At 35.8% G+C, this 20,891-nt stretch carries 20 protein-coding genes, 1 other RNA gene and 1 pseudogene; 8 read left to right on the top strand and 14 right to left on the bottom strand.

Features of this window, described 5'->3' with window-relative positions:
• Window positions 1–12 precede the first annotated feature (12 nt).
• Window positions 13–1,452, bottom strand: a complete 1,440-nt coding sequence (locus tag KTJ10_RS07605; RefSeq protein WP_262441727.1) for a glucose/sorbosone family PQQ-dependent dehydrogenase — start codon at window positions 1,450–1,452, stop codon at window positions 13–15.
• Window positions 1,453–1,724: 272 nt separating this feature from the next.
• On the opposite strand from KTJ10_RS07605, the pseudogene KTJ10_RS07600 reads away from it, so the two are divergent.
• Window positions 1,725–1,897: pseudogene (locus KTJ10_RS07600) on the top strand (sodium-independent anion transporter); the annotation flags it as partial.
• 41 nt (window positions 1,898–1,938) lie between these two features.
• Here the strand turns inward: KTJ10_RS07600 and KTJ10_RS07595 are convergent.
• The 5 genes from KTJ10_RS07595 to kynU form a co-directional block, all read right to left on the bottom strand.
• Window positions 1,939–3,120, bottom strand: a complete 1,182-nt coding sequence (locus KTJ10_RS07595; RefSeq protein WP_262441726.1) for a S8 family peptidase — start codon at window positions 3,118–3,120, stop codon at window positions 1,939–1,941.
• A gap of 558 nt (window positions 3,121–3,678) precedes the next feature.
• Complete coding sequence (locus KTJ10_RS07585; protein ID WP_262441724.1) at window positions 3,679–3,945, bottom strand: DUF6527 family protein; 267 nt, start codon at window positions 3,943–3,945, stop codon at window positions 3,679–3,681.
• Between the two features lie 580 nt (window positions 3,946–4,525).
• Complete coding sequence (locus KTJ10_RS07580) at window positions 4,526–5,272, bottom strand: alpha/beta hydrolase (RefSeq protein ID WP_262441723.1); 747 nt, start codon at window positions 5,270–5,272, stop codon at window positions 4,526–4,528.
• Between the two features lie 7 nt (window positions 5,273–5,279).
• On the bottom strand, window positions 5,280–6,686 hold the full coding sequence (locus KTJ10_RS07575) for an amino acid permease (protein ID WP_262441722.1): 1,407 nt from the start codon (window positions 6,684–6,686) through the stop codon (window positions 5,280–5,282).
• A gap of 40 nt (window positions 6,687–6,726) precedes the next feature.
• Window positions 6,727–7,977 (bottom strand): kynureninase, encoded by a 1,251-nt coding sequence (kynU, locus tag KTJ10_RS07570; RefSeq protein WP_262441721.1) that lies wholly within the window; start codon window positions 7,975–7,977, stop codon window positions 6,727–6,729.
• Between the two features lie 147 nt (window positions 7,978–8,124).
• Between kynU and gigD the strand changes: the two genes are divergently transcribed.
• Window positions 8,125–8,574: an Lrp/AsnC family transcriptional regulator GigD gene (gene gigD / locus KTJ10_RS07565; protein WP_004791887.1), complete on the top strand. Its 450-nt coding sequence runs from the start codon at window positions 8,125–8,127 to the stop codon at window positions 8,572–8,574.
• Between the two features lie 29 nt (window positions 8,575–8,603).
• Window positions 8,604–9,140: a GNAT family N-acetyltransferase gene (locus tag KTJ10_RS07560; protein WP_262441720.1), complete on the top strand. Its 537-nt coding sequence runs from the start codon at window positions 8,604–8,606 to the stop codon at window positions 9,138–9,140.
• Between the two features lie 37 nt (window positions 9,141–9,177).
• Here KTJ10_RS07560 and KTJ10_RS07555 read toward each other — a convergent pair whose 3' ends face one another.
• On the bottom strand, window positions 9,178–9,471 hold the full coding sequence (locus KTJ10_RS07555) for a hypothetical protein (protein ID WP_262441719.1): 294 nt from the start codon (window positions 9,469–9,471) through the stop codon (window positions 9,178–9,180).
• A gap of 423 nt (window positions 9,472–9,894) precedes the next feature.
• On the opposite strand from KTJ10_RS07555, the gene KTJ10_RS07550 reads away from it, so the two are divergent.
• From KTJ10_RS07550 to KTJ10_RS07535, 4 genes are all read left to right on the top strand, one after another.
• Complete coding sequence (locus KTJ10_RS07550; RefSeq protein WP_262441718.1) at window positions 9,895–10,581, top strand: HAD-IA family hydrolase; 687 nt, start codon at window positions 9,895–9,897, stop codon at window positions 10,579–10,581.
• Window positions 10,565–10,993 carry an RNA-binding S4 domain-containing protein gene (locus tag KTJ10_RS07545; RefSeq protein ID WP_199977888.1) on the top strand — a complete coding sequence of 143 codons (429 nt, stop codon included), beginning with the start codon at window positions 10,565–10,567 and terminating at the stop codon, window positions 10,991–10,993. The genes KTJ10_RS07550 and KTJ10_RS07545 overlap by 17 nt, the downstream gene beginning before the upstream one ends.
• Window positions 10,994–11,138: 145 nt before the next feature.
• The gene (gene recA, locus KTJ10_RS07540) at window positions 11,139–12,185 is read left to right on the top strand and encodes a recombinase RecA (protein WP_016140739.1); all 1,047 of its coding nucleotides are present in this window, start codon (window positions 11,139–11,141) and stop codon (window positions 12,183–12,185) included.
• Window positions 12,186–12,247: 62 nt separating this feature from the next.
• On the top strand, window positions 12,248–12,730 hold the full coding sequence (locus tag KTJ10_RS07535) for a regulatory protein RecX (RefSeq protein WP_199977702.1): 483 nt from the start codon (window positions 12,248–12,250) through the stop codon (window positions 12,728–12,730).
• A gap of 13 nt (window positions 12,731–12,743) precedes the next feature.
• Here the strand turns inward: KTJ10_RS07535 and ffs are convergent.
• Window positions 12,744–12,840, bottom strand: an RNA gene (gene ffs / locus KTJ10_RS07530) — signal recognition particle sRNA small type.
• A gap of 314 nt (window positions 12,841–13,154) precedes the next feature.
• Here ffs and KTJ10_RS07525 point away from each other — a divergent pair.
• A complete protein-coding gene (locus KTJ10_RS07525) occupies window positions 13,155–14,015 on the top strand; it encodes a YbgF trimerization domain-containing protein (protein ID WP_262441717.1) in 861 nt (286 codons plus the stop codon).
• 56 nt (window positions 14,016–14,071) lie between these two features.
• Here KTJ10_RS07525 and lpxA read toward each other — a convergent pair whose 3' ends face one another.
• Genes lpxA through rseP form a run of 6 tightly spaced genes read right to left on the bottom strand, consistent with a single transcriptional unit; the run spans window position 14,072 to window position 20,889 of the window.
• Window positions 14,072–14,860, bottom strand: coding sequence for an acyl-ACP--UDP-N-acetylglucosamine O-acyltransferase (gene lpxA / locus KTJ10_RS07520; protein WP_086265606.1), 789 nt, complete (start codon window positions 14,858–14,860; stop codon window positions 14,072–14,074).
• Entirely contained in the window at window positions 14,857–15,342 is a 486-nt protein-coding gene (gene fabZ, locus KTJ10_RS07515) for a 3-hydroxyacyl-ACP dehydratase FabZ (RefSeq protein ID WP_002115603.1), read from the bottom strand. Before fabZ ends, lpxA begins: the two co-directional genes overlap by 4 nt.
• 6 nt (window positions 15,343–15,348) lie before the next feature.
• The gene (gene lpxD, locus KTJ10_RS07510; protein ID WP_262441716.1) at window positions 15,349–16,419 is read right to left on the bottom strand and encodes a UDP-3-O-(3-hydroxymyristoyl)glucosamine N-acyltransferase; all 1,071 of its coding nucleotides are present in this window, start codon (window positions 16,417–16,419) and stop codon (window positions 15,349–15,351) included.
• A 4-nt stretch (window positions 16,420–16,423) separates the two neighbouring features.
• On the bottom strand, window positions 16,424–16,924 hold the full coding sequence (locus KTJ10_RS07505) for an OmpH family outer membrane protein (RefSeq protein ID WP_016145644.1): 501 nt from the start codon (window positions 16,922–16,924) through the stop codon (window positions 16,424–16,426).
• A 41-nt stretch (window positions 16,925–16,965) separates the two neighbouring features.
• Entirely contained in the window at window positions 16,966–19,497 is a 2,532-nt protein-coding gene (bamA, locus tag KTJ10_RS07500) for an outer membrane protein assembly factor BamA (protein WP_199977709.1), read from the bottom strand.
• Between the two features lie 36 nt (window positions 19,498–19,533).
• Window positions 19,534–20,889, bottom strand: a complete 1,356-nt coding sequence (gene rseP / locus KTJ10_RS07495; protein WP_086265608.1) for an RIP metalloprotease RseP — start codon at window positions 20,887–20,889, stop codon at window positions 19,534–19,536.
• Window positions 20,890–20,891 lie beyond the last annotated feature (2 nt).

Below are 20,891 nucleotides of genomic sequence, written 5' to 3'. Positions count from 1 at the left end.
TAATGGACTGTATTACTTAGCCTTATATGTAAATTTAATGAGAGATCCTGGATTCTCTAAGGTATTTGTTACAGAGCCATCATCTTTTTGAACATTCCCAGCTGTATCCGTCAACACGTATAAAACATTCCCGTCTGGACTCGCAATCACATCACGATAGCGGTTATTGCTTTTAAACATCGGCACCGCATCATCATAAGTGGTACTGTAAGTTGGATCTAGCTTAATACGGAAAATAACACCGCGTTTTAGAGATGGAACCAATAATGTATTTTCCCAACCAGAAATTGCTTTTTTGCCGCCTTTATAGACATAGGCAGATGACGGCGCAACTGTTGGCCAACAAATATAGTTCATCTCTCCACAAGTTGGATCGTTATAGTTGTAGGTGTCTTGAACGGTATATAAAGTTTTTAATGGTGGGACAAAGTTTTTACCAGTCCATTCAGATTCTTTCGTCACAGGAACCCCTGTGGCTACTTTTACTCCATTCTGAGCTAAATCCTTAATTGACTTATTGGCTGCTGCTGAATAATTTGCATAAGCATAGCCACTATCGTCTTTATAACCTGCTACGTTCGGCCAACCATAGTTGCCACCTTTGACAATGAGATTAATTTCATCGTCAGAGTTTGGACCTTGTTCAGACTGCAACAATTTACCATTTGGAGTGAATGCTAAGCCCTGCGGATTACGATGCCCGAGTGTATAAATATGGCTAATCACTCCATTAAAACTTGGATTATCTTTTGGAATACTTCCATCAAGATTTAAGCGTAGTACTTTACCCATGTAGGTGTGATAGTCCTTGCCATTCAGCTCTTGTTGAGTCGGCGTGTGTTGTGCTTGATTTGGCAAGAACAAATAAGCAAGCTGGTTACGCCCTTGGTCACCAATCGTATAATAAATCTTTTGATCTGGACCAATGACAAGACGACCAGACTGATGGTCTTTCGATGATGGTAATCCTGCCAATAAATCTACTGGCTTTTCAAGCGTATCTGTTGACTTATTATAGGTATATCGACGAATAATAGTTTGATTCGGTAGCTCTTTATCTGTAGATTTCAGATTTTTAAATGTACCTGAAATGTAGATATAAGGATTATTTTTAAAATCCGGATGGAAAGCAAAGCCTAATAAACCATTTTGTCCATCAGCGTCATTGACAATCTCTGGCACCTGAAAAACTGTCTTTACACTGCCCGACTCAGGATTAACTCTTAAAATCTTGCCTGTTGCCCGCTCAGTTAACCAAATTTGATTATCAGGCCCCCATAACAAAGCATGTGGCTTATTTAAATTAGATAGAATAACTTTCTTGTCAAAGTTTTCTGTTTTCGCTTTGGCGAATTGAGATGGAGTAAGAGGAACATCAGCAAATGCTGAATTGAGAGTAACTAACTGAGCGGCGCCTAATAAAGCAATTTTTGCCAGTAAATGTTTATTCATGAGTCCACCTTATAAATTGTCAAAATTTTCCGAGAATTTTTAAACCTTTACGGATTGGTTTATACAAGTTCTCTATATGATTTGTATTATGATGAATAGCAGAACTATTAAAATCCAAATTTATGAAAGGCTCTGTTGCATAAAAGTAGCTATTAAAATAGATGAACTCTCTCAGAGAATCTCATTAAGATAAGCAACTTAAAGGAAAAACTTACAATTACCTCTCTCAATTCCTAAAAATAATTGCATTTTCCATAAAAAATATAAATAAAGTCCATATTAATCTTACTTATACTGATATTTGGGATGTGATTTCAGTTTCATGCTAGATTCAGTAGTGAATAAATTTCAAAAAAACGGTATTAAGGTAACGGTTCGCGGTTTAAATGAAGCCAGCTCAATCATGATCATGATTGATAAATACGGTACTCATGCAAAAATCTAAAAAAGGTCCTTCGGGACCTTTTCTAATTTAAATAACTGCTTTTACTGAGGAGATTTATATAGCAACCGATTTGGGCTACCAGAAGGATTTTTTACAACATTACTACTTGCTTGATTTAAAAGATTGGTCGAGATTGTCTGAGGTGTTGCAGTGGGCGTACTTTGCAACATTTCAGCTACCACACCAGCCACATGTGGAGTAGCCATTGAAGTTCCATTTAAAACTTTAGTTGTGGTATTACTCCCAATCCATGCGGAGTTAATCTGGCTTCCGGGTGCGAAAATATCAACACAGCTTCCATAATTAGAATAACTAGCACGAGTATCTGTACTGTCTGTAGCTGCGACAGTAATTGCTTTGCTTACTCTTGCCGGTGAACTATTACAAGCATCAGTATTAGAGTTTCCTGCAGCCGCAACCATCACATAACCATTATTAAATAAATTTTCAACCGCACTATCTAATGATGTACTCGTCCCACCGCCTAAAGACATATTCACTACAGCTGGTTTTTTACCATTTTTCAATATCCAATCTAAGCCTGCAATTACGTTACTTGAAGCACCAGATCCATCACACCCTAAAATCCGAATAGGTACCAAACTTACATTCTTAGCGACACCATAAGTACTACCACCAACTGTTCCTGCCACATGTGTACCATGACCATTACAGTCGCTTGTGCCATTTCCATCAGATATCGCGGTATAGCCACTTAATACTCGTCCGGAGAACTGTTGATGTGTAGACAATATTCCTGTATCAACAATATAAGCTGTTGTACCTGAGCCTGTTTGTAAGTATGAATAAGCCGAATTTAAAGGTAAGGTTTTTTGGTCAATACGATCTAAACCCCAATCGGGATTGCTTTGCGTAGTCGCATCAATTTTCATGACTGTGTCATTTTCTACAGAAACGACTTTGGGATTTTTTTTCATTGCCTCAACAAAAGCAGTGCCTGCAACATCGGGTAAATAAATTGCAAATCCCTTAAGTACAGTATCGTAGGTCTGTAATATCTTCCCACCATGCTGTTTAGCAATACCTTGTGCAAACTCGTTAGAAGGACCAACATCTTTATTAAGAATAACAATATATTGGTTTTTAATAATTCCTTTTGCTTGAGAAGAACTTAATACAGAATTTGTTGTAGCTGGTGCAGCATAAATGAAATGACTAACAGCTATTGTTAAAAGAAAACTCGAAACTTGGCAAAATTTCATAAAAAATCTCCATATCTTTTACTTCAGACATCGTTGTTATGATCAGTACAGTCTTTATATTTTGGGACTAAGGTATTTTAAAAATAATTCTTATTATATTCTCCATGTATTATAACCAAGTCATATTTTCATAAAACTTGGTTCTACACAATGTTCTTATCTTTTTTAATCAAAAATGAGAACTACTTCATACAAATTACAGAGTTAAAAAACAAATAATTATTTTATCTCTATTTATAATTTAGATTAAGAAGGATGTATAATGTAAAAATATATAATCATTAAACACAATATAATTGTAGAAATAAAGAGATATGTGCCAGTCGTATTAAAGCTTTTTAAAAATTTCCAGATATCCATAAATAATAATACAAACAGTTAGTTATAAAAATTCTTGCAAATTTCAATACTAGCTTCAACTAGAATAAATTTACAATTTCTTTAACTATACATGTTCAGTATTAAATACGTAAATATATATTTCAGAAATCTCTTTTGTTTAATAATTTGATAAATTCTAAAATAATTATACTTCAAATAAAATAAATAATAAAATTATTATAATTTTAGGTCTGGCAACTCAACCTTGTATCCTGCCAAATAATGTCTACAATCAATATTATACTCAATGAAGCCATTTTTGATAAAGTAATTACAATATTCATTTATTCTTATGATTGGATCAAATGTAGGTTTTTCAAAATCCCCATTAAAAAACCACTGATTGCCATTAGAGAAGGGATAATGTATAGGTATATAATGAAGATATCCGCAAGCAGGACACATATGTTTATACATGCCGCCTTCGAAATACTGTACTTTCATCAAGACTCCTTTATCAATAAAAAAGCCAACTCATGAAAGCCGACTAACCAAATAAAATATTTAAAAATTCTATATATTATTTAATTATCCGTTATAGCATTCTCTGTTTTATTTTTCTGTTTTTAATTTATCGAATCTTTATTACAAATTCATGAAGATTAATCAGCTTGCATTTCAATTAATCGATTTATTAAATGATAATTCCAGTTAAATAATGAAAAGTAAATACTATTTTTTTATTTAGCAGAGGGCTATGTGATTAATTCATTTGAATAATTAAATAGATATTACCGCCTTATCCAAGAACAAAATTCGCTTTATATTATTGTTTTTAAAAATCAAATAAAAAAGTCCGTATCTTGGGAAGCTACGGACTTGAAACTCAACTAAACAACAGCTAAACATTTTGCCGCTTAGTGAGAAAGCACTATCTTTTTAATCTAATTAAGTTCTATAGTCAGGTCAATAAGAACACTTAATTTTTATAAAAATCAGGTTGAGTTGTGATTGATCTCACATTTTATCTTCTAATAAGTTTAATCTGTTTTTTATTTACTCAATTACATTCTATTTCAAACACTTAAATTAATATCGAGTTAAAGTAATACTCTAAAATAGAATAATGGTTAATTCCAGAAATAAACTTAAAAGAAACAAAATCCTGCTCTTGCTCTCTTTTATTTTCAAAATAATTTTGGCTTTGCCATTTCAACTCGTCTAGCTCAAGTTCACCACATAAAATTGAACATGGAATAGTAATTCGTTTTGACTGATAAACAGGGCTGTATTTCAAGATATCTTCGCTTGAAAGCGTGAGAGCATGATTTAAATGGGTACTTTGTATAGGCTCTAGATCATAAATTCCACTTAACAAAACTATCTCAGATATCAGTGGATGATCTAATGACAAAGCAGCCAGATGTGCTCCTGCCGAATGCCCAACTAAAACCACCTCATCAGTTTTCCAGCCTTGTTCTCGAATAAAATCGAGAGCTTGATTAACTTGAGAAGCAATATCTGAAATTTTACTTTGTGGTGCCAAATCATATTCTAAAAGAACACACTGGGCGCCTTTCGCTAGAACATACGGTACAATCAATGCAAAATCTGATTTATCACACCATTGCCAGTAGCCACCATGAATAAAAATAACAGTCTTTTTGGCTTGCTCTAATGGAAATAAATCTAAAGTTGACCGTGAGTGCTTACCATATTGGATATCTGCAATATGAGTAAATTTTTGATAGCTCAACAAGCTTGTTCTTTTAAATTCTGCCAATATTTCATGTTCATTCACTACGGTTCTAGAATTATCATATGGTCGCATAGGTGTCTCACTTCAAAGATTCTTCATGACTATTTAAAGCAAGCTTGGCTGATGAACGTTTTAAATAATAGAAAAATGTAAGAACAACAACTAATGGGACTCCAAACTGTAAAGTTGACTTGAATTCATTGGTAAACCACGTTGTGATCGTAATACTTAAAATTGCGATTAATCCTAACAACGAGATTAACTGACTCGCTGGAACCTTAAACTTTAACTGTTTGCCTTGTTGTGCCATATTCCTTCTAAAAAACATATGGGTAACAAAAATACTGCCCCACGTGAACAGTGCACCGAACATAGATAAAGCAATCATGATCGGGAATGCCGAGTTCGGATTAATGGTATAAACAATACTCGCAATACCAATACCGACCGCTGACAATAGCAACGCGTTAATTGGTACGCCATTATGACTAATACGACCAAATAGTTTTGGCGCATCTCCTGCTCGTGACAAGCTAAATAGCATCCGTGTTGAGATATACAGCATACTATTCATCGCTGATAAGGCCGCGACAATTACAATAAAATTTAAAATACTGTCCGCATATGGAATCCCTACAATTTTCATCACCATCACAAAAGGACTGGTCGCTTCGGCTCCAATTAAAGTTGCCCAAGGAACAAGTGCCACAATAAGAAATAAAGACAGTAAATAAAATAGGATTAAACGAATTGCAGTACTTTTAAAAGCTTTCTTAACGGCTCTTTCCGGATCTTTAGCCTCACCAGCCGCAACAGCGATCATTTCAATACTTAAATAACTAAATATTGAAATAATTACTCCGATCCAGACCCCACTAAAACCATGAGGAAAAAAGCCACCATGCTCGGTTAAATTAGAGAGAACCTGTTCTGTTCCTCCATGACTTTGAGTCAAAATACCAATTGCTAAAAGAATAAATACAATAATTGCAAAGACTTTTATTGTCGAAAACCAATATTCAACCAATCCAAAAGCTTTAACGCTATATGCATTAACCACAAGCAAAGTCAGCGAGAAAAAAGCAATCCAGACCCAAGAACCTACATGTGGAAACCATAATTTCATATAGTCAGCAACTGCTGTAATTTCTGTACCGACCGCTAATACAATACACGCCCAATAACAATAACGGACTAAAAAACCCGCAAGAGGACTTACATAATGCTCAGCATATGCTCCAAATGAGCCTGATGTAGGATGCTGAACCGTCATCTCAGCCAAACAAGCCATAATAGCAAATGCGATTAAACCACCAATGGCATAACTCACAATGACAGCTGGGCCAGCAAAGCTAATTGCGAACTTACTTCCCATGAACAGCCCTGTACCAATCGCTCCACCAATTGCAATCATTCCCATCTGTTTTGCGGATAATTTTTTATGTAAACCCGCTTCTCGATTTTGTATTTCATCAAAACTGCTCATAGGCCCTCCTAGCCATTTTTCTGATGTTGATCTTTAACAATCAGGTCACTTCACTACGCACCAGATAACGCTCATTTTTCCATTCACTATTCAGCATGATTTGCTTAAGTTGTTGTACGGCATTCCAAATATCTTCAAATCCTAAATATAAAGGTGTAATTCCAAAACGTAATACTTCCGGCTCTCGATAATCCCCAATCACACCACGAGCAATCAGTGCTTGAATAATTTCATAACCGAACTCATGTCTATAACTGACATGGCTACCACGATATTTATGATTTAAAGGTGTAATCAGTTCAAAACCAAACTGGGCACACTCTTGTTGAACAAGTTGAATAAACAAATCAGTTAATTTGAGTGATTTCTCGCGTATTTGTTGCATATCAGCTTGTAAGAAAATATCGACACCACATTCAATTAGGCTCATAGAAATGATGGGTTGAGTTCCGCACAAGTAACGGCGAATACTGTTAGCTGGTTCATAGTGCTGGGCCATATCAAATGGTTTTTTGTGGCTCCACCAGCCTGAGAGAGGTTGCCAGAACTGATCACGATGCTTTCGATTTACCCATAACAACGCTGGAGAACCTGGGCCACCATTTAAATATTTATAAGTACAACCAATCGCAAAATCACTATTGCTCTGATTAAGATCCATAGACACCGCACCAACTGAGTGACATAAATCCCAAATAATCAAAGCATCTTTAGCGTGAATTTGTTGATTAATAGATTCCATATCATAGAAATATCCAGTCCGATAATTCACATGAGAAAGAACAACTACCGCTACATCTTTTTCTAAAACACGAGATAAATCATCTGCACCATCAATTAACTCAACTTGATAACCCTGATGAATCAAATCGATAAAGCCTTCAATAATATAAATATCGGTTGGGAAAGCATCTTTTTCTGCAACAATAATTTTACGGTTTGGAAATTTTTCAGCTTGAATTTTTACCGCTGCTGATAAAACTTTGAATAAATTTAATGTTGTGGAATCTGAAATAACGACTTCCCCTTTTTCAGCACCGATAAGCTGCGCGACTTTATCTCCGAGTCTAGTCGGTAAGCCCCACCAATCTGCTTTATTCCAACTATTAATAAGGTCCTCACCCCACTCTTTGGCAATAATATGCTGAGCAACCTCTAATGATTTTTTTGGTCTTGCACCCAAAGAATTACCATCTAAATAAATGACATTTTCTGGTAGTGCAAATTCATCTTTAAACTTTTTGAGTTCATCTTCCTGATCCCAATAGAGGCATTGTTCGTGAGTAATCATTTGTTCTTTCACCTATTTTCAACATTTCCTTTGTAGTTGAATTTTATCATGCCAATTCTTTCGATTTATTCGATAATATTTGATTAAAATTTGCTATTTTCGTATAAAATTCGAATTAAAATTAAAAAACATGGATGAAATTCGAAAATGAATGTAGATGCAATCGATCTTAAAATTTTGAAGTATTTACAAGATAATGCGAGGTTAAGTAACCAAGAACTGGCCGATCTCGTTAACCTTTCGGCTTCAGCTTGTCATCGGCGAGTTAAAATTTTAGAAAGCAATGGTGTAATTGAAAAATATCAAGCGAAAGTTAACTATGAAAAACTAGGTATAAAAATTGAGGCAATTGTCGAAATAAAGCTTGCCCAACTCACAGAAAATGATCACAACTTCTTTTTAAGCCAGATCAAAAATTTTGATGAAGTCATTAATGCATATATTATTACTGGTGAATCTAATTATGTTTTACACGTTGCGACCAAAGATTTGAGTTCTTTTTCTCATTTTGTCATTAATACCTTAAATAAAATAAAAGGTGTAGTAAGCATCAATTCCAAAATCATTTTACAAAAGATTGTGCAAAAACCACTTTGATCCCTTATTTTTAATTAAAGAGACATCTCATGATCGAAACAAAGCGTTTAATTTTAAGACAGTGGAAAGAAAGTGATGTTGAGCCTTTTATAACAATGGGCTTAGATCAAGATGTTATGCAATTTTTCCCAAATCTATTAACACCCCAAGAAAGCCATAATTTAATCCAAAAAATTTCATCTCTCATTAATGAAAATGGTTGGGGCTTCTGGGCAGTAGAATTAAAAGAAACCCATCAATTTATCGGATTTATTGGCTTACATAGCCAACCTGAACAATTTGACTTCTCTCCATGCGTGGAAATTGGGTGGCGACTTGCAAAAGAATTCTGGAAACAAGGTTATGCAACTGAAGGAGCAAAAGCAGCTTTAGACTATGGTTTTAATGTACTGAATTTAGATAAGATCGTTTCATTTACCGCTAACACAAATACACCCTCTCAAGCTGTCATGGAAAGACTTGGAATGCATAAAGTTAAAAACTTTGATCATCCCAAGGTTCCTCTCCATCACCAATTAAAAGCACATGTGTTATATGAAATTACGAGCTCTTCATTTAATTTTTGATTAAAGTCAAAATTTTAAATTATTAATAAATATTTTCTTAATCATCGAAATCATAGCCAACAGATGTAGAGCCCTCCCAATACTCATGGATTTTACTCGCGATATCATCTTTTCCCATGGTAGTGAGTACATAAAAGAGTTTAGCCTCTTTATTTTTTCTTAGTATTAATAGGTTGTAGTAATCATACTCAGGCCCATTAAGACCTAATGTTGGCTGTGCTTCACAGTGCTTTTCTGCTTTGTAATGCCATTCAAGTTTATAAGTATCAAGGCCATCAGCAGCATTGATTACAATACCGTCATTGACTCCGCCAATAAATCCAATTTTCATTGCTTTCTCTAAATTCTTATTAGGGTTAATTTTAAATATAACTTTAAACAAGTATCCTTCAATTTATAAAATGTATGTCAATACGTATCCTATGTAAGCAAAATTAACCATAAATATAGATGACTTTTAAGATTTCTTAATTGCAAAACTTTGGCTGCCTATTTTTACTTTAAACACAGGAAAAGTTTTCTATTAAAAAGCATTTATTATTGTTTTTTGTTTGCAAAATTACACGCTATAATTTTCAAATCATTTATCCTCCCTACCCATCACATTAATCAAAACACCTTTTGAAAGAATTAATGGGTGGAGTTTTAAATTAATTTTATATCTCGAAGTTTCTGTAATTAATGATTTTAAAAAGGATATATGATAGATGCGTCTTAAAAAATTTGCTTTAAATGATTTTGGAGATATTTAGATATGTCTAAAATCGTAATGTTTGACATGGATGGTACGCTATTAGATCTCGCTTTTGATGATTTCATTTGGAATGAATGTCTTCCTAAGCGACATGCAGAGATACATCAACTTCCACTCGACCATAGCCAAAAAACACTATATCAGTTTTATCAATCACATAGACATACGCTTGTTTGGTATTCATCAGCTTATTGGACCAAAACTGTAGGCGTTGATGTACTCAAATTACAGAAAGAATTTCAGACAAAAATTCAAGCTCGGTCTGGTTGTATTGAGCTTCTGCAGGAACTGAAAGAACAAGGATATAGTTGTTGGTTAGTTACAAATGCCGATCGTGCAAGCTTACGGTTAAAGCTCGATAATGTTGCAATTGAACACTTCTTTGACATAATCGTATCGAGTGAACAAATTGGTTATGCAAAAGAAGATATTCATTTTTGGCAAGATCTCCAAAAATTACACCCTTTCGACCCAGACGCAACCATTTTTATTGACGATACAGGTCCTGTACTAAAAACAGCTGAAAAATTTGGTATCAAACACTTGTTTACTATCTTGCAGCCCTCAAGTCTAAAGAATGCAAGAAAGCATGAAGATTTAGAATATAAAGCACTAGATCGACTTACAGAATTGCTGTCTATATTGAATCAAATTGATAGAAAGGATAATGATGTCAAAATTGCTTGAAAACGATGCTGTAGAGACCATGCGTGTCGACAAATGGTTATGGGCTGCTCGTTTTTTTAAAACTCGTTCAATTGCTAAAGCAGCGATCGAAGGAGGTAAAGTACATCACAATAATGAGCGTGTAAAAGTTTCAAAAGAAATTCGTGTCGGAATGGAACTTATTATTCAACAAGGTTTTGATAAAAAAACCGTTGTCGTAAAAGCGCTTTCGAATACACGTGGTCCAGCGCCAATTGCCCAGCAACTTTATGAAGAAACAGAAGTAAGTATTGCTAGACGGGAGTTGATTGCATCCCAACGAAAATTGCATAATCTTGCTCGACCTGATCATAGACCGAGTAAAAAGGATCGTAGACAGATTAATCGGTTTAAACAGGACAATGATCAACACTGGTCGTATGGTGATGAATAAAAACGTCGAGTTGTGTCGCACACACACAGACAACACATAGAAGCTATAGAAAAAATCTGTCACTATTAGCCCTGTGAAACAAGTTGAGATTCAATGCATCCACTTGGGTTAAACGTGATGAACTTAGAGTATTGAGGTTTTTGAGATGGATGAGAATAAAAGCAAAGCATTACAAGCCGCGCTAAGTCAAATTGAGAAACAATTTGGCAAAAATACGGTGATGCGTCTCGGTGACAACACTGTTCAAGCAGTTGAAGCTGTATCTACAGGTTCTTTGACTTTAGATATTGCATTGGGGATTGGCGGTTTACCAAAAGGTCGTATCGTTGAGATTTATGGTCCAGAATCTTCTGGTAAAACCACAATGACTCTCCAAGCAATTGCGCAATGTCAAAAAGCTGGTGGTACTTGTGCATTTATCGATGCAGAGCATGCATTAGATCCACAATATGCACGTAAACTCGGTGTGGACATTGATAATCTACTTGTATCACAGCCTGACAACGGTGAACAAGCTCTTGAAATTGCAGATATGCTAGTTCGCTCTGGCGCAATTGATTTAATCGTTGTCGACTCAGTTGCTGCACTTACTCCTAAAGCAGAAATTGAAGGCGAAATGGGCGACTCTCACATGGGCTTACAAGCTCGTTTAATGAGTCAGGCGCTACGTAAAATTACGGGTAATGCTAAACGCTCAAACTGTATGGTTATTTTCATTAACCAGATTCGTATGAAAATTGGTGTAATGTTTGGTAGCCCTGAGACTACGACTGGTGGTAACGCATTGAAGTTCTATGCTTCTGTACGTTTAGATATTCGCCGTATTGGTCAAGTCAAAGAAGGTGATGAAATCATCGGCTCTGAAACTCGAGTTAAAGTTGTTAAAAATAAGATGGCTCCTCCTTTCAAAGAAGCTATTTTCCAAATCCTATACGGTAAAGGTACAAACCAGCTTGGCGAACTTGTAGATTTAGCTGTACAACAAGATATCGTGCAAAAAGCAGGTGCTTGGTATTCGTATCAAGGCAATAAAATTGGTCAAGGTAAAAACAACGTTATCCGCCACTTTGAAGAAAATCCTCAAATGGCTGGAGAAATCGAAAAGGTTATCCGTGAACAACTATTAACTACAGGCACTAATGGCGCTGTACAGGTCGAAGAGGAAGAAGAAGATCTTCTATTAGAATCTTAATCATTATCGCTTATTAGTCTTAAAAACGCCCTTCGGGGCGTTTTTTATAAGGAAACCTTAATATGTTCAAAAGATCAGAAGAACAGTCTCAACAACGTGCATTGCTTACAGGTCAGCGTTTGCGCTCCTATGCTTTCGCGCTATTGACTCGTCGAGACTATTCGAAAGCAGAACTTGTCGAGAAATTGAATCGTTATGCACAAAACCCTGAAGAGGTTAAGCAACTTGTTGAAGAGTTATCTGAGCAAAACTACCAAAGTGACCAACGCGTTGCAGAACTAACATTGGCTAGCCAAATTCGCAAAGGTAAAGGCCCAAAACGTATTAAACAGGCTTTAAAAACAAAACAAATCGAAAATGATTTAATTGCAGATGAAATTCATAACATTGATTGGGTAGAACAGGCTTATCAGCTTAAAGTTAAAAAATTTGGTGAAGAAGTGGAAAAAGATCCTAAACTTAAAGCAAAACAGATGAGATTTTTACAGTATAGAGGATTTGATTTAGATGTAATTATGAAGGCAATCCAACGAAGATCGGATTAGAATATGGTGGCAACCCCACTAGCAAAACTTCGGCACATCATAGATCTGCTACCGTTGCTACCTTCCGGTCCTGGCGGGGTTCACAGAGTACAATTGCGAAGCCACCAGCGGGGCTACCATTGCAAAACAGAGTATAGAGATTTTTAAAAGAGTTGCAAGCCTTCTTCTCAATTTTAAGCAAGTTTATGTTTCAATTGATTAATTCATCATCAAAAACATATAAAGTTCTAGAATCTCTGATCTTATATTCTTTCTTGATACTTATTTTGAATAAAATATGCTTGAAGATTGTAAACTATTCTTGCATTTATATTGTTAGCTGTTTTAATTGCAATGATCAATTAAAACCTTAGATAGCTAATGTGAATAGTTTACATATTCCCTTCTCAAGTTAGCTTTTACATAAAATTATGGACCTATACTCATGCGATTGATGAAGCATTCTTTATTATTTATTGCCTTAATGAGCACTACTTCTCTCTATGCCAATATTCCAATTGAATCGCGCGGTTTAAGTCAAAGTGGTGGTAGCTCAACTAACACTTCATCGAATAACGCTTCAGTCCCTAGTAATTTAAATTGGGAATTGATGCAAAAAAACCAACAATTAGAAAATGATATACGCACCTTGCGCGGTCAGTTAGAAGAACAATCGAATGATATTGAACAATTGAAAAAAGATTTATCTAATCGCTATACTGATTTAGACCAGCGTTTGGAATTACTTAATCAAAAAGTAGATCCAGAAAGTGCAACACCAGACAATACAACTAATAGTGATGCTACAGCTACTGGAAGCTCAGAAGCTCCACCTAGCGACAATAAAGCAGCAAGTACTACAACTTCTGCAAGTCAAGTTACTTCCCCCTCACAAACACAAGTAACACAACCAGCTACGCAAAATCAATCGAACCCTCTAGAACTTGAAAAAGCAGCTTATACTGTCGCTTTAGATGCTTATAAACAAGGTGGAGCAAAAAAAGCGATTGCTCCAATGCAAAACTTTATCAAAAATCATCCTAATAGCGTTTATACAGGGAATGCCTATTTTTGGTTAGCCGAGTTTAATTTAGCTACTGATCCCGTAAATTATAATGAAGCTAAAAAGAACTATAATGTAGTCGCAACGCAATACCCAAATTCTAGTAAAGCTCCTCGCGCGCTTTATCAACTCTACAGTATTGCCAAAGATGTCGATAAAAATACTGTTTCAGCAAACCAATATAAAGCTAAAATCTTAAGTCAGTATCCGAAATCTGAAGAAGCCAAATTTTTTAATAAATAAAACTGTTAAGAAAAAAGACACCGTATATACGGTGTCTTTTTTTTGAAGATCGCGGCTTAACGCACAATACCACGTTCTGATTGCTCAACAGAGTCAATTAATAATTGAGCTTCTGGAACATTCGGAAGAATATCATTTTTAATCTGCTCAACTGCTTGAACAGAAGTCAGACCTGATTTAAAAATCAATTTATAAGCCTCTCTAAGACCTTGAATTGTATTTTTAGACCAACCCTTCCGGCGCATACCTTCAATATTGATACCAAATGCATGTGCTGGATTACCAGATGCCATAACATAAGCTGGTACATCTTTTAAAATTAAAGATGCTCCACCGACCATACTGTAAGAGTCGATTTTACAAAATTGATGAATTCCTGAATTACCACCAATAATGACATGATCACCGATATGGACGTGCCCAGCAACACCGACATTATTTGCGAAAATATTATGATCACCAACAATACAGTCATGCGCAATATGCGTATTAACCATCAATAAGTTATGACTACCTATTTTAGTTAAAGCATGATCTTGTACAGTTCCTCTATGTAAACTGCAATGCTCACGAATTAAATTATGATCTCCAATCTCTAACCAAGTTTCTTCACCTTGATATTTCAAGTCTTGGCAAACTTCACCAACACTTGCAAACTGGAAAATCTCATTATTTTGACCAATTTTGGTAAAACCACCAATTACAACATGTGAATGTAATTTAGTACCAGCTCCAATCGTCACATTTGGACCAATAATACAATAAGGTCCTATCTGGACATCTGGGGCAATCACTGCAGATGGATCAATAATGGCCGTAGAATGAATTAAATCGTGATTGCTCATGCCTGCTCTGTTTTTTGGTGTGAAATCATAATTTCAGCGGTTGTTGCTACAATACCGTCAACGGTAGCCGTACAGTTATATTTGTAGATACCGCGCTTTTGCATTACTAATTCAGATTTTAATACAAGTTGGTCGCCAGCAACTACTTGTTTTTTAAATCTAACCTTTTCTGCACCAGCAAAGAGGAATAAAGAACCCGGTTTTGGCGTCTCATTGTTCATAATAAAACCTAGAACGCCTGAAACTTGAGCTAATGCTTCTACAATTAAGACACCCGGCATAATCGGATATTCTGGGAAATGTCCTTGGAGGAATTCTTCATTGATAGAAACATTTTTATAACCAACAATACTATTGTCAGTAACTTCAGTCACACGATCAACCAATAAGAATGGGTAACGATGCGGCAAATATTGACGAATCGTTTGAATCTGCATTGGTAATTCAGGGATGGCAAATTTAGGTGTAGTTGACTCGGTCATAATATTCTATTTACGCAAATTAAAAGTTGATTCAAGAGACTCTATTTGAGCTTGTATATGATCAAGTCGTTTAGTGATTTGGGTCAATGGCACATCTGCTAATTGTCGCAAGCGTACAATTGTCTTTTTCCAATGACTATTTTCAAATAACCCAATTCCTGAAGAATAAGTACCGGCTTCAGAAATATTTTTTGTGACCATTGACATTCCAGTTAAAGTCACATTATCAGTGATTGAAAGGTGACCAGACACACCGCAGGCTCCTGCAAGAATACAGTTTTTGCCAATTTTAGTGCTTCCAGCAATTCCACATTTAGCAGCAATAGCTGTATTGGAACCAATATGAACGTTATGTGCGATTTGCACAAGATTATCAATAATTACCCCATCTTCCAAAATCGTATTATCTAGTGCCCCTCGATCAATACTACAATTTGATCCAATGCGGACATCATTACCAATAATAACTGAACCTAATTGTGCAATACGATGCCATTTACCCTGATATGGTGCAAAGCCAAAGCCTTCACTACCAATAACTGTACTTGCATGAACTCGAACACGATCAAGTAATTTAGCCCCACCTGTAATAGTGACATGTGAATCAATAAAACAATCCTTGCCAATTTCCACATTATCATCCAGACGAGTATGAGACTGAATAATCGTGTTCTCACCTACTACACAATTTTCACCAATTACAACGTAATGGCCAATATATGCTTTATCGGAAATAATTGCGGAAGGATGAATTTGAGCAGTACTTTCAATACCTATTGATGTGATCTTTTTATCAAAAGCATGGGTAAGTATGGCAAAAGCTAAATATGGATTATCAACAATAATAAAATTTTGTTTATCAGTAAGCTGTTCTTTAATAGAGCTTGTAACTATGTACGCACCCGCACGGCTAGCCTTTGCTTGATCAATATACTTTTCGCCATTTACGAAAGTAATATGAGAAGGTTCAGCATTTTCTAAACTTGCTAGGTTTATAAATTGAAGACTACCCGCACCGACTAACTCACCATCAACTAGGTGAGCTAGTTCATCTAAACGATAATGTTGCACTTTCATTAATTTATTTCATTGAATTAACCTTTTGTATCATTTTATCAGTTAAATCATATTTAGCGTCATAGGCAACGGTCGAATTTTTATTCAAAATGAAGTCAAGATTATTTTCTTTTCGTAATTGTTCAGCCGCTTGCTTCACACGAGTCTCAAAAGTTGAGTTCATTCCTTGCAAACTAGTTTGAACTTTAGACTGCAAGCCTTGTTGAGTTGAATTAAATTCATTTAATTTCGACTGATATTGAGTTTGAAGCTTCTTAATATCATCTTCTTTCATTTTCTGCCCTTGAGTTTGGGCTTGGCGCTGAAGACCTTCTAATTCTTTACCCAACTGCTCAAGACGAGTTGTTGTTGGTTTAACAGATTGATTTAAACTTGCATTTTGTTGTTTTAAATAAGTACTACTTTCAACAACTTTAGCAAGATCAATAACACCATACCCAGCTGCATTAGTCATAGCAGAAACTGTAAGGCCTAATCCCAACATTAATATATTTAATTTTTTCATCTTAATTTGTTTCCTTATTTCATTGTTTAGTCAAGTCGTACTTAGAAAGTACGACCGATTTCAAACTGAATCTCTTTAGTTTCATCACCAGGCTTATCATTTAATGGGAAGGCATAGCTAAGAGATAATGGTCCAATCATAGTGATCCATGTAAATCCTACACCTACGCTATAACGCATATTGCCTAAATCAAAACCGTAGTTATCTTCACAGTATTTTCTAACATCATCAATTTGCTGGCCATTAATCATCATGCCTTTCGTTCCGTAGGCAGTATTATTAATATCGCATTTAGTATCAAATACTTGACCACCTTCAGCAAATAAAACTGGACGCACTTGACGAGTCCAATCACCTTTGAATGGTAATGGTAAAGCTAGCTCTGTACCAAACTGAACTAAAGCATTACCACCTACTTCTTCTGGTGAACTATCATTTTGCTTGGTTTCTTGTAAATTTACGCTTGCGTATTTAGGCCCAAGTGTACTGTTATCATATCCTCGAACTGAGCCATAACCACCCGCATAGAAGTTTTTATAGAATGGTAAATCATTACCATAGCCAAGCTTACCATAACCACGAAGTACGAATCCTGATTTACCAATCGGTAAGAATGCTTGAGCATCATAAGTTAATTTTTGATAGTCAACATCACTACCAGGCAAACCAATTTCTAGGCCAACACGATGTGACATCCCTGAAGTTGGGAAAATAGGACGGTTTAATGTGTTATATGACCAACCTAAGTTCAAGTTATAGGTAAAAAATTCGCTTTCAAAAGCACTATCATATTCTTCAAATCCACCTTCACATGTATTAGGTATTGGTTGTTGTGTACTTGGGTCAGTCTCATTCTTACCACTTGGACACCAAGTTGACTTACCAGTCGGCTTACCACCATTTGCCAATAAATAATCACGTACATATGTGGAAACATAAGGACCAGTCGTTACTTTAGTATTATCAACACCGACAGAAGCGCTTAGGCTTTGGTTTTCATCAATTGGGTAACCAAAACTTAAACTGCCACCAAAACTATCGGTAACATAGTTATTAACGTTATAGTCATCATTTAGCTTTGTTTTACGATAGTAAACGTTATAACCACGGCTTACCCCATCAATAGTGAAGTAAGGGTCGGTAACACTTAAGTTATAGTAGTCTTGGGTTTCAGAACGAGATAAATCGATCGAAACACGATTACCCGTTCCCATAAAGTTAGTTTGACTTAAACCTGCTTGGAAGGTAATACCACCACTTTGCGAGTAACCTACAGCTAATGTTGTAGTTCCAGAGTGCTGCTCTTCAACATTTACGTTTAAATCCACCTGATCTGGTGAATTTGGAATACGAGCCGGTTTAATATCAACTGTTTTGAAGAATCCTGTACGCTCTAGACGAACCTTAGACAAATCAATTTTTTCATTACTCGCTAAAGCGCCTTCCATTTGACGCATTTCACGACGTAGTACTTCATCGGCAGTTTTACTATTACCCGTAAAGTTAATACGACGTACAGTTACTTGCTGGCCTGGGTTTACATAATAGTTTAAGTCAACAACACCCGTTTCATTATTAATTTGCGGAACAACGTTCACATCTGCAAAGTAATAACCAGCATTACCATATTTACGCAATAACAACTGCTTAACAGCATTTACTTTTTCTTGAGAATAAGTATCGCCATCTTTATAGATTTTTAAAGCTTGCAGTTCTTCAGGTTTATAAAGTGCATCACCTAAAAACTTGGTTTGACCAAATTTGAACTGACTACCTTCCTCTACAGCAACTTCAATAAAGATATTCTTTTTATCTTCACTAATATTAAGCTGTGAGTTATTGATATGAAAATTGATATAACCTTTATTCAGATACATCGCACGCAAAGCTTCAAGGCTCGCTGCCATTTTCTCTCTAGCATAACGGTCATTACGGGTTACAACTGAAGCCCAACCACTTTCCTTAACTGCGAAAGCTTGTTTAATTTCACTGTCTTTAAAAACAGTATTACCAATAATATTGATATTAAAAACTTTAGCTGCCGTACCTTCATTAAAATTTAATTTAAGTTCAACACGGTTATTTGGACGAGCTATAGTGTCAACAGTTACATCAGCATCATAACGGCCTTGTTGAGTATATTGCTGCTCTAATTCAGTTTCAATTGTTTGTAAAGCTGACTTCTTAAAAACTTCGCCTTCAGCAATTCCCATTTTTTTGAGGCCTTGTTCCAATGCCTCTTTAGGAATAAGTTTATTACCCTTAAATTCAAGTTTTGAAATAATTGGGCGCTCTACGACATTAAAGACTAAAGTATCATTATCTCTTGATGCTTTAATATCGTCGAAAAGTCCAGTGGCATACAATGTTCGAATTGCTTCTGCGATCATCGGTTCATTAACGCGATCGCCACTGTTGATTGGCAACATGGTAGAAACATTTGCAGGAGTTAGACGGACCAAACCATCTATACGAATATCTCGAACAACGAAATCATCAGCTGCATATGCTTGTTGTACCGCTGCCATAGCGCTAACAAGTGCCAAAGGCATTAAAAAATGTGTGTGCCGCATGCCAGTTTTTCCAGTAAGTTATAAATCCATATACGTTTACAAACGCATAAAATCGTTAAATAAAGCTAAAAGCATCATACTACCGAGCAGTACCATACCAATTTTTAGACCAAACATTTGTATTTGTTCAGAAACAGGCTTCCCACGAATAGCTTCAATAATGTAATAAACGAGATGTCCACCATCTAGCATTGGAATTGGCAATAAATTTAAAATTCCAAGACTTACACTCATTAAAGCCATAAATGAGATAAAAGTCTGCCATCCCATTTCTGCACTTTGTCCCGCTACTTTCGCGATTGTAATTGGACCAGAAAGATTCTCTAGACCAATCAATCCCTTAACCATTTTTACTATTGAACTCAATATCATGCTAGAGATTTGGCTAGTCTTATCGAGCGACATCTGGAAAGCTTGTATTGGAGTGTATTGAATTGTTTGCTTATATTCGTCAGGAATTGTAATTTTTCCTGCATCGCTTTTTACGCCTAAAACCCCACTCACTTGCCCCATGTTGTCACGCTTTCCTTGAGGCATGACTTGCAAATGAACGAGTTGACCATTACGCAACACATCAATATTAAGTAACTTTTCTGGTGAGTGTTGTACGACTTCCACAACATCAAACCAATCCTTCATTACTTGACCATTAATTGAAACAATACGATCACCAACTTTCATTCCTTGACGAATTGCTGCCCCATCTGCAGTCAACTCAGTTACAACAGCAGGAATAATGGGACGATAGGGTAAAAAACCCAATACATCTAAAGCTGATTCATTTTGGTTTTTTAAAAAATCTTTAATCGGTAAAACAATATTTTTCTCAGTGCCTGCACGATCTACATCGATATTCAAGGTACCAGTTTCACCTACACGGTCAATCAAAGCAAAGTTAAGCTTTTCCCAAGTTTGTGTTTCTTTTCCGTCAACAGCAATAATCTTATCACCTACTTGTAGTTGAGCAGTTGCTGCTGGCGAGTTGGGTATAACTTTACCCACTCTAGTGTTTAGTTGTTCTTGCGCTGGTAAAAATAAAATCCAGAAAAGTAAAACAGCAAAAACCAAGTTAATTAAAGGTCCAGCCGCAACAATTGCTATACGCTTCCATGGTTTTTGACGGTTAAATGCATAAGGTAAATCTTGCTCTGCAACATTACCTTCACGCTCATCGAGCATTTTTACATACCCGCCTAAAGGCAAAGCTGAAAGTTGGTACTTAATTCCAGATTTTTTTGATGTCCATTTAAGTAATGTTGGACCGAAACCGATGGAATAGACTAAAACCTTAACACCAAGTTTTCGCGCTACCCAATAGTGACCAAACTCATGAATTGCAATTAATGGGCCGAGCAAGAGAGCTGCTGCTGCAATCATAAATAATGCGCTCATTT

The organism is Acinetobacter sp. WU_MDCI_Abxc222 (assembly GCF_025514755.1).
Classification (GTDB): domain Bacteria; phylum Pseudomonadota; class Gammaproteobacteria; order Pseudomonadales; family Moraxellaceae; genus Acinetobacter; species Acinetobacter geminorum.
This window is presented reverse-complemented; position numbering and strand designations above follow the sequence as displayed.

Excerpts from the sequence above, each read along its gene's own strand:
- KTJ10_RS07605 (WP_262441727.1), bottom strand. The coding sequence starts at position 1,452 with ATGAATAAACATTTACTGGCAAAAATTGCTTTATTAGGCGCCGCTCAG.
- KTJ10_RS07595 (WP_262441726.1), bottom strand. The coding sequence starts at position 3,120 with ATGAAATTTTGCCAAGTTTCGAGTTTTCTTTTAACAATAGCTGTTAGT.
- KTJ10_RS07585 (WP_262441724.1), bottom strand. The coding sequence starts at position 3,945 with ATGAAAGTACAGTATTTCGAAGGCGGCATGTATAAACATATGTGTCCT.
- KTJ10_RS07580 (WP_262441723.1), bottom strand. The coding sequence starts at position 5,272 with ATGCGACCATATGATAATTCTAGAACCGTAGTGAATGAACATGAAATA.
- KTJ10_RS07575 (WP_262441722.1), bottom strand. The coding sequence starts at position 6,686 with ATGAGCAGTTTTGATGAAATACAAAATCGAGAAGCGGGTTTACATAAA.
- kynU (WP_262441721.1), bottom strand. The coding sequence starts at position 7,977 with ATGATTACTCACGAACAATGCCTCTATTGGGATCAGGAAGATGAACTC.
- gigD (WP_004791887.1), top strand. The coding sequence starts at position 8,125 with ATGAATGTAGATGCAATCGATCTTAAAATTTTGAAGTATTTACAAGAT.
- KTJ10_RS07560 (WP_262441720.1), top strand. The coding sequence starts at position 8,604 with ATGATCGAAACAAAGCGTTTAATTTTAAGACAGTGGAAAGAAAGTGAT.
- KTJ10_RS07555 (WP_262441719.1), bottom strand. The coding sequence starts at position 9,471 with ATGAAAATTGGATTTATTGGCGGAGTCAATGACGGTATTGTAATCAAT.
- KTJ10_RS07550 (WP_262441718.1), top strand. The coding sequence starts at position 9,895 with ATGTCTAAAATCGTAATGTTTGACATGGATGGTACGCTATTAGATCTC.
- KTJ10_RS07545 (WP_199977888.1), top strand. The coding sequence starts at position 10,565 with ATGTCAAAATTGCTTGAAAACGATGCTGTAGAGACCATGCGTGTCGAC.
- recA (WP_016140739.1), top strand. The coding sequence starts at position 11,139 with ATGGATGAGAATAAAAGCAAAGCATTACAAGCCGCGCTAAGTCAAATT.
- KTJ10_RS07535 (WP_199977702.1), top strand. The coding sequence starts at position 12,248 with ATGTTCAAAAGATCAGAAGAACAGTCTCAACAACGTGCATTGCTTACA.
- KTJ10_RS07525 (WP_262441717.1), top strand. The coding sequence starts at position 13,155 with ATGCGATTGATGAAGCATTCTTTATTATTTATTGCCTTAATGAGCACT.
- lpxA (WP_086265606.1), bottom strand. The coding sequence starts at position 14,860 with ATGAGCAATCACGATTTAATTCATTCTACGGCCATTATTGATCCATCT.
- fabZ (WP_002115603.1), bottom strand. The coding sequence starts at position 15,342 with ATGACCGAGTCAACTACACCTAAATTTGCCATCCCTGAATTACCAATG.
- lpxD (WP_262441716.1), bottom strand. The coding sequence starts at position 16,419 with ATGAAAGTGCAACATTATCGTTTAGATGAACTAGCTCACCTAGTTGAT.
- KTJ10_RS07505 (WP_016145644.1), bottom strand. The coding sequence starts at position 16,924 with ATGAAAAAATTAAATATATTAATGTTGGGATTAGGCCTTACAGTTTCT.
- bamA (WP_199977709.1), bottom strand. The coding sequence starts at position 19,497 with ATGCGGCACACACATTTTTTAATGCCTTTGGCACTTGTTAGCGCTATG.
- rseP (WP_086265608.1), bottom strand. The coding sequence starts at position 20,889 with ATGAGCGCATTATTTATGATTGCAGCAGCAGCTCTCTTGCTCGGCCCA.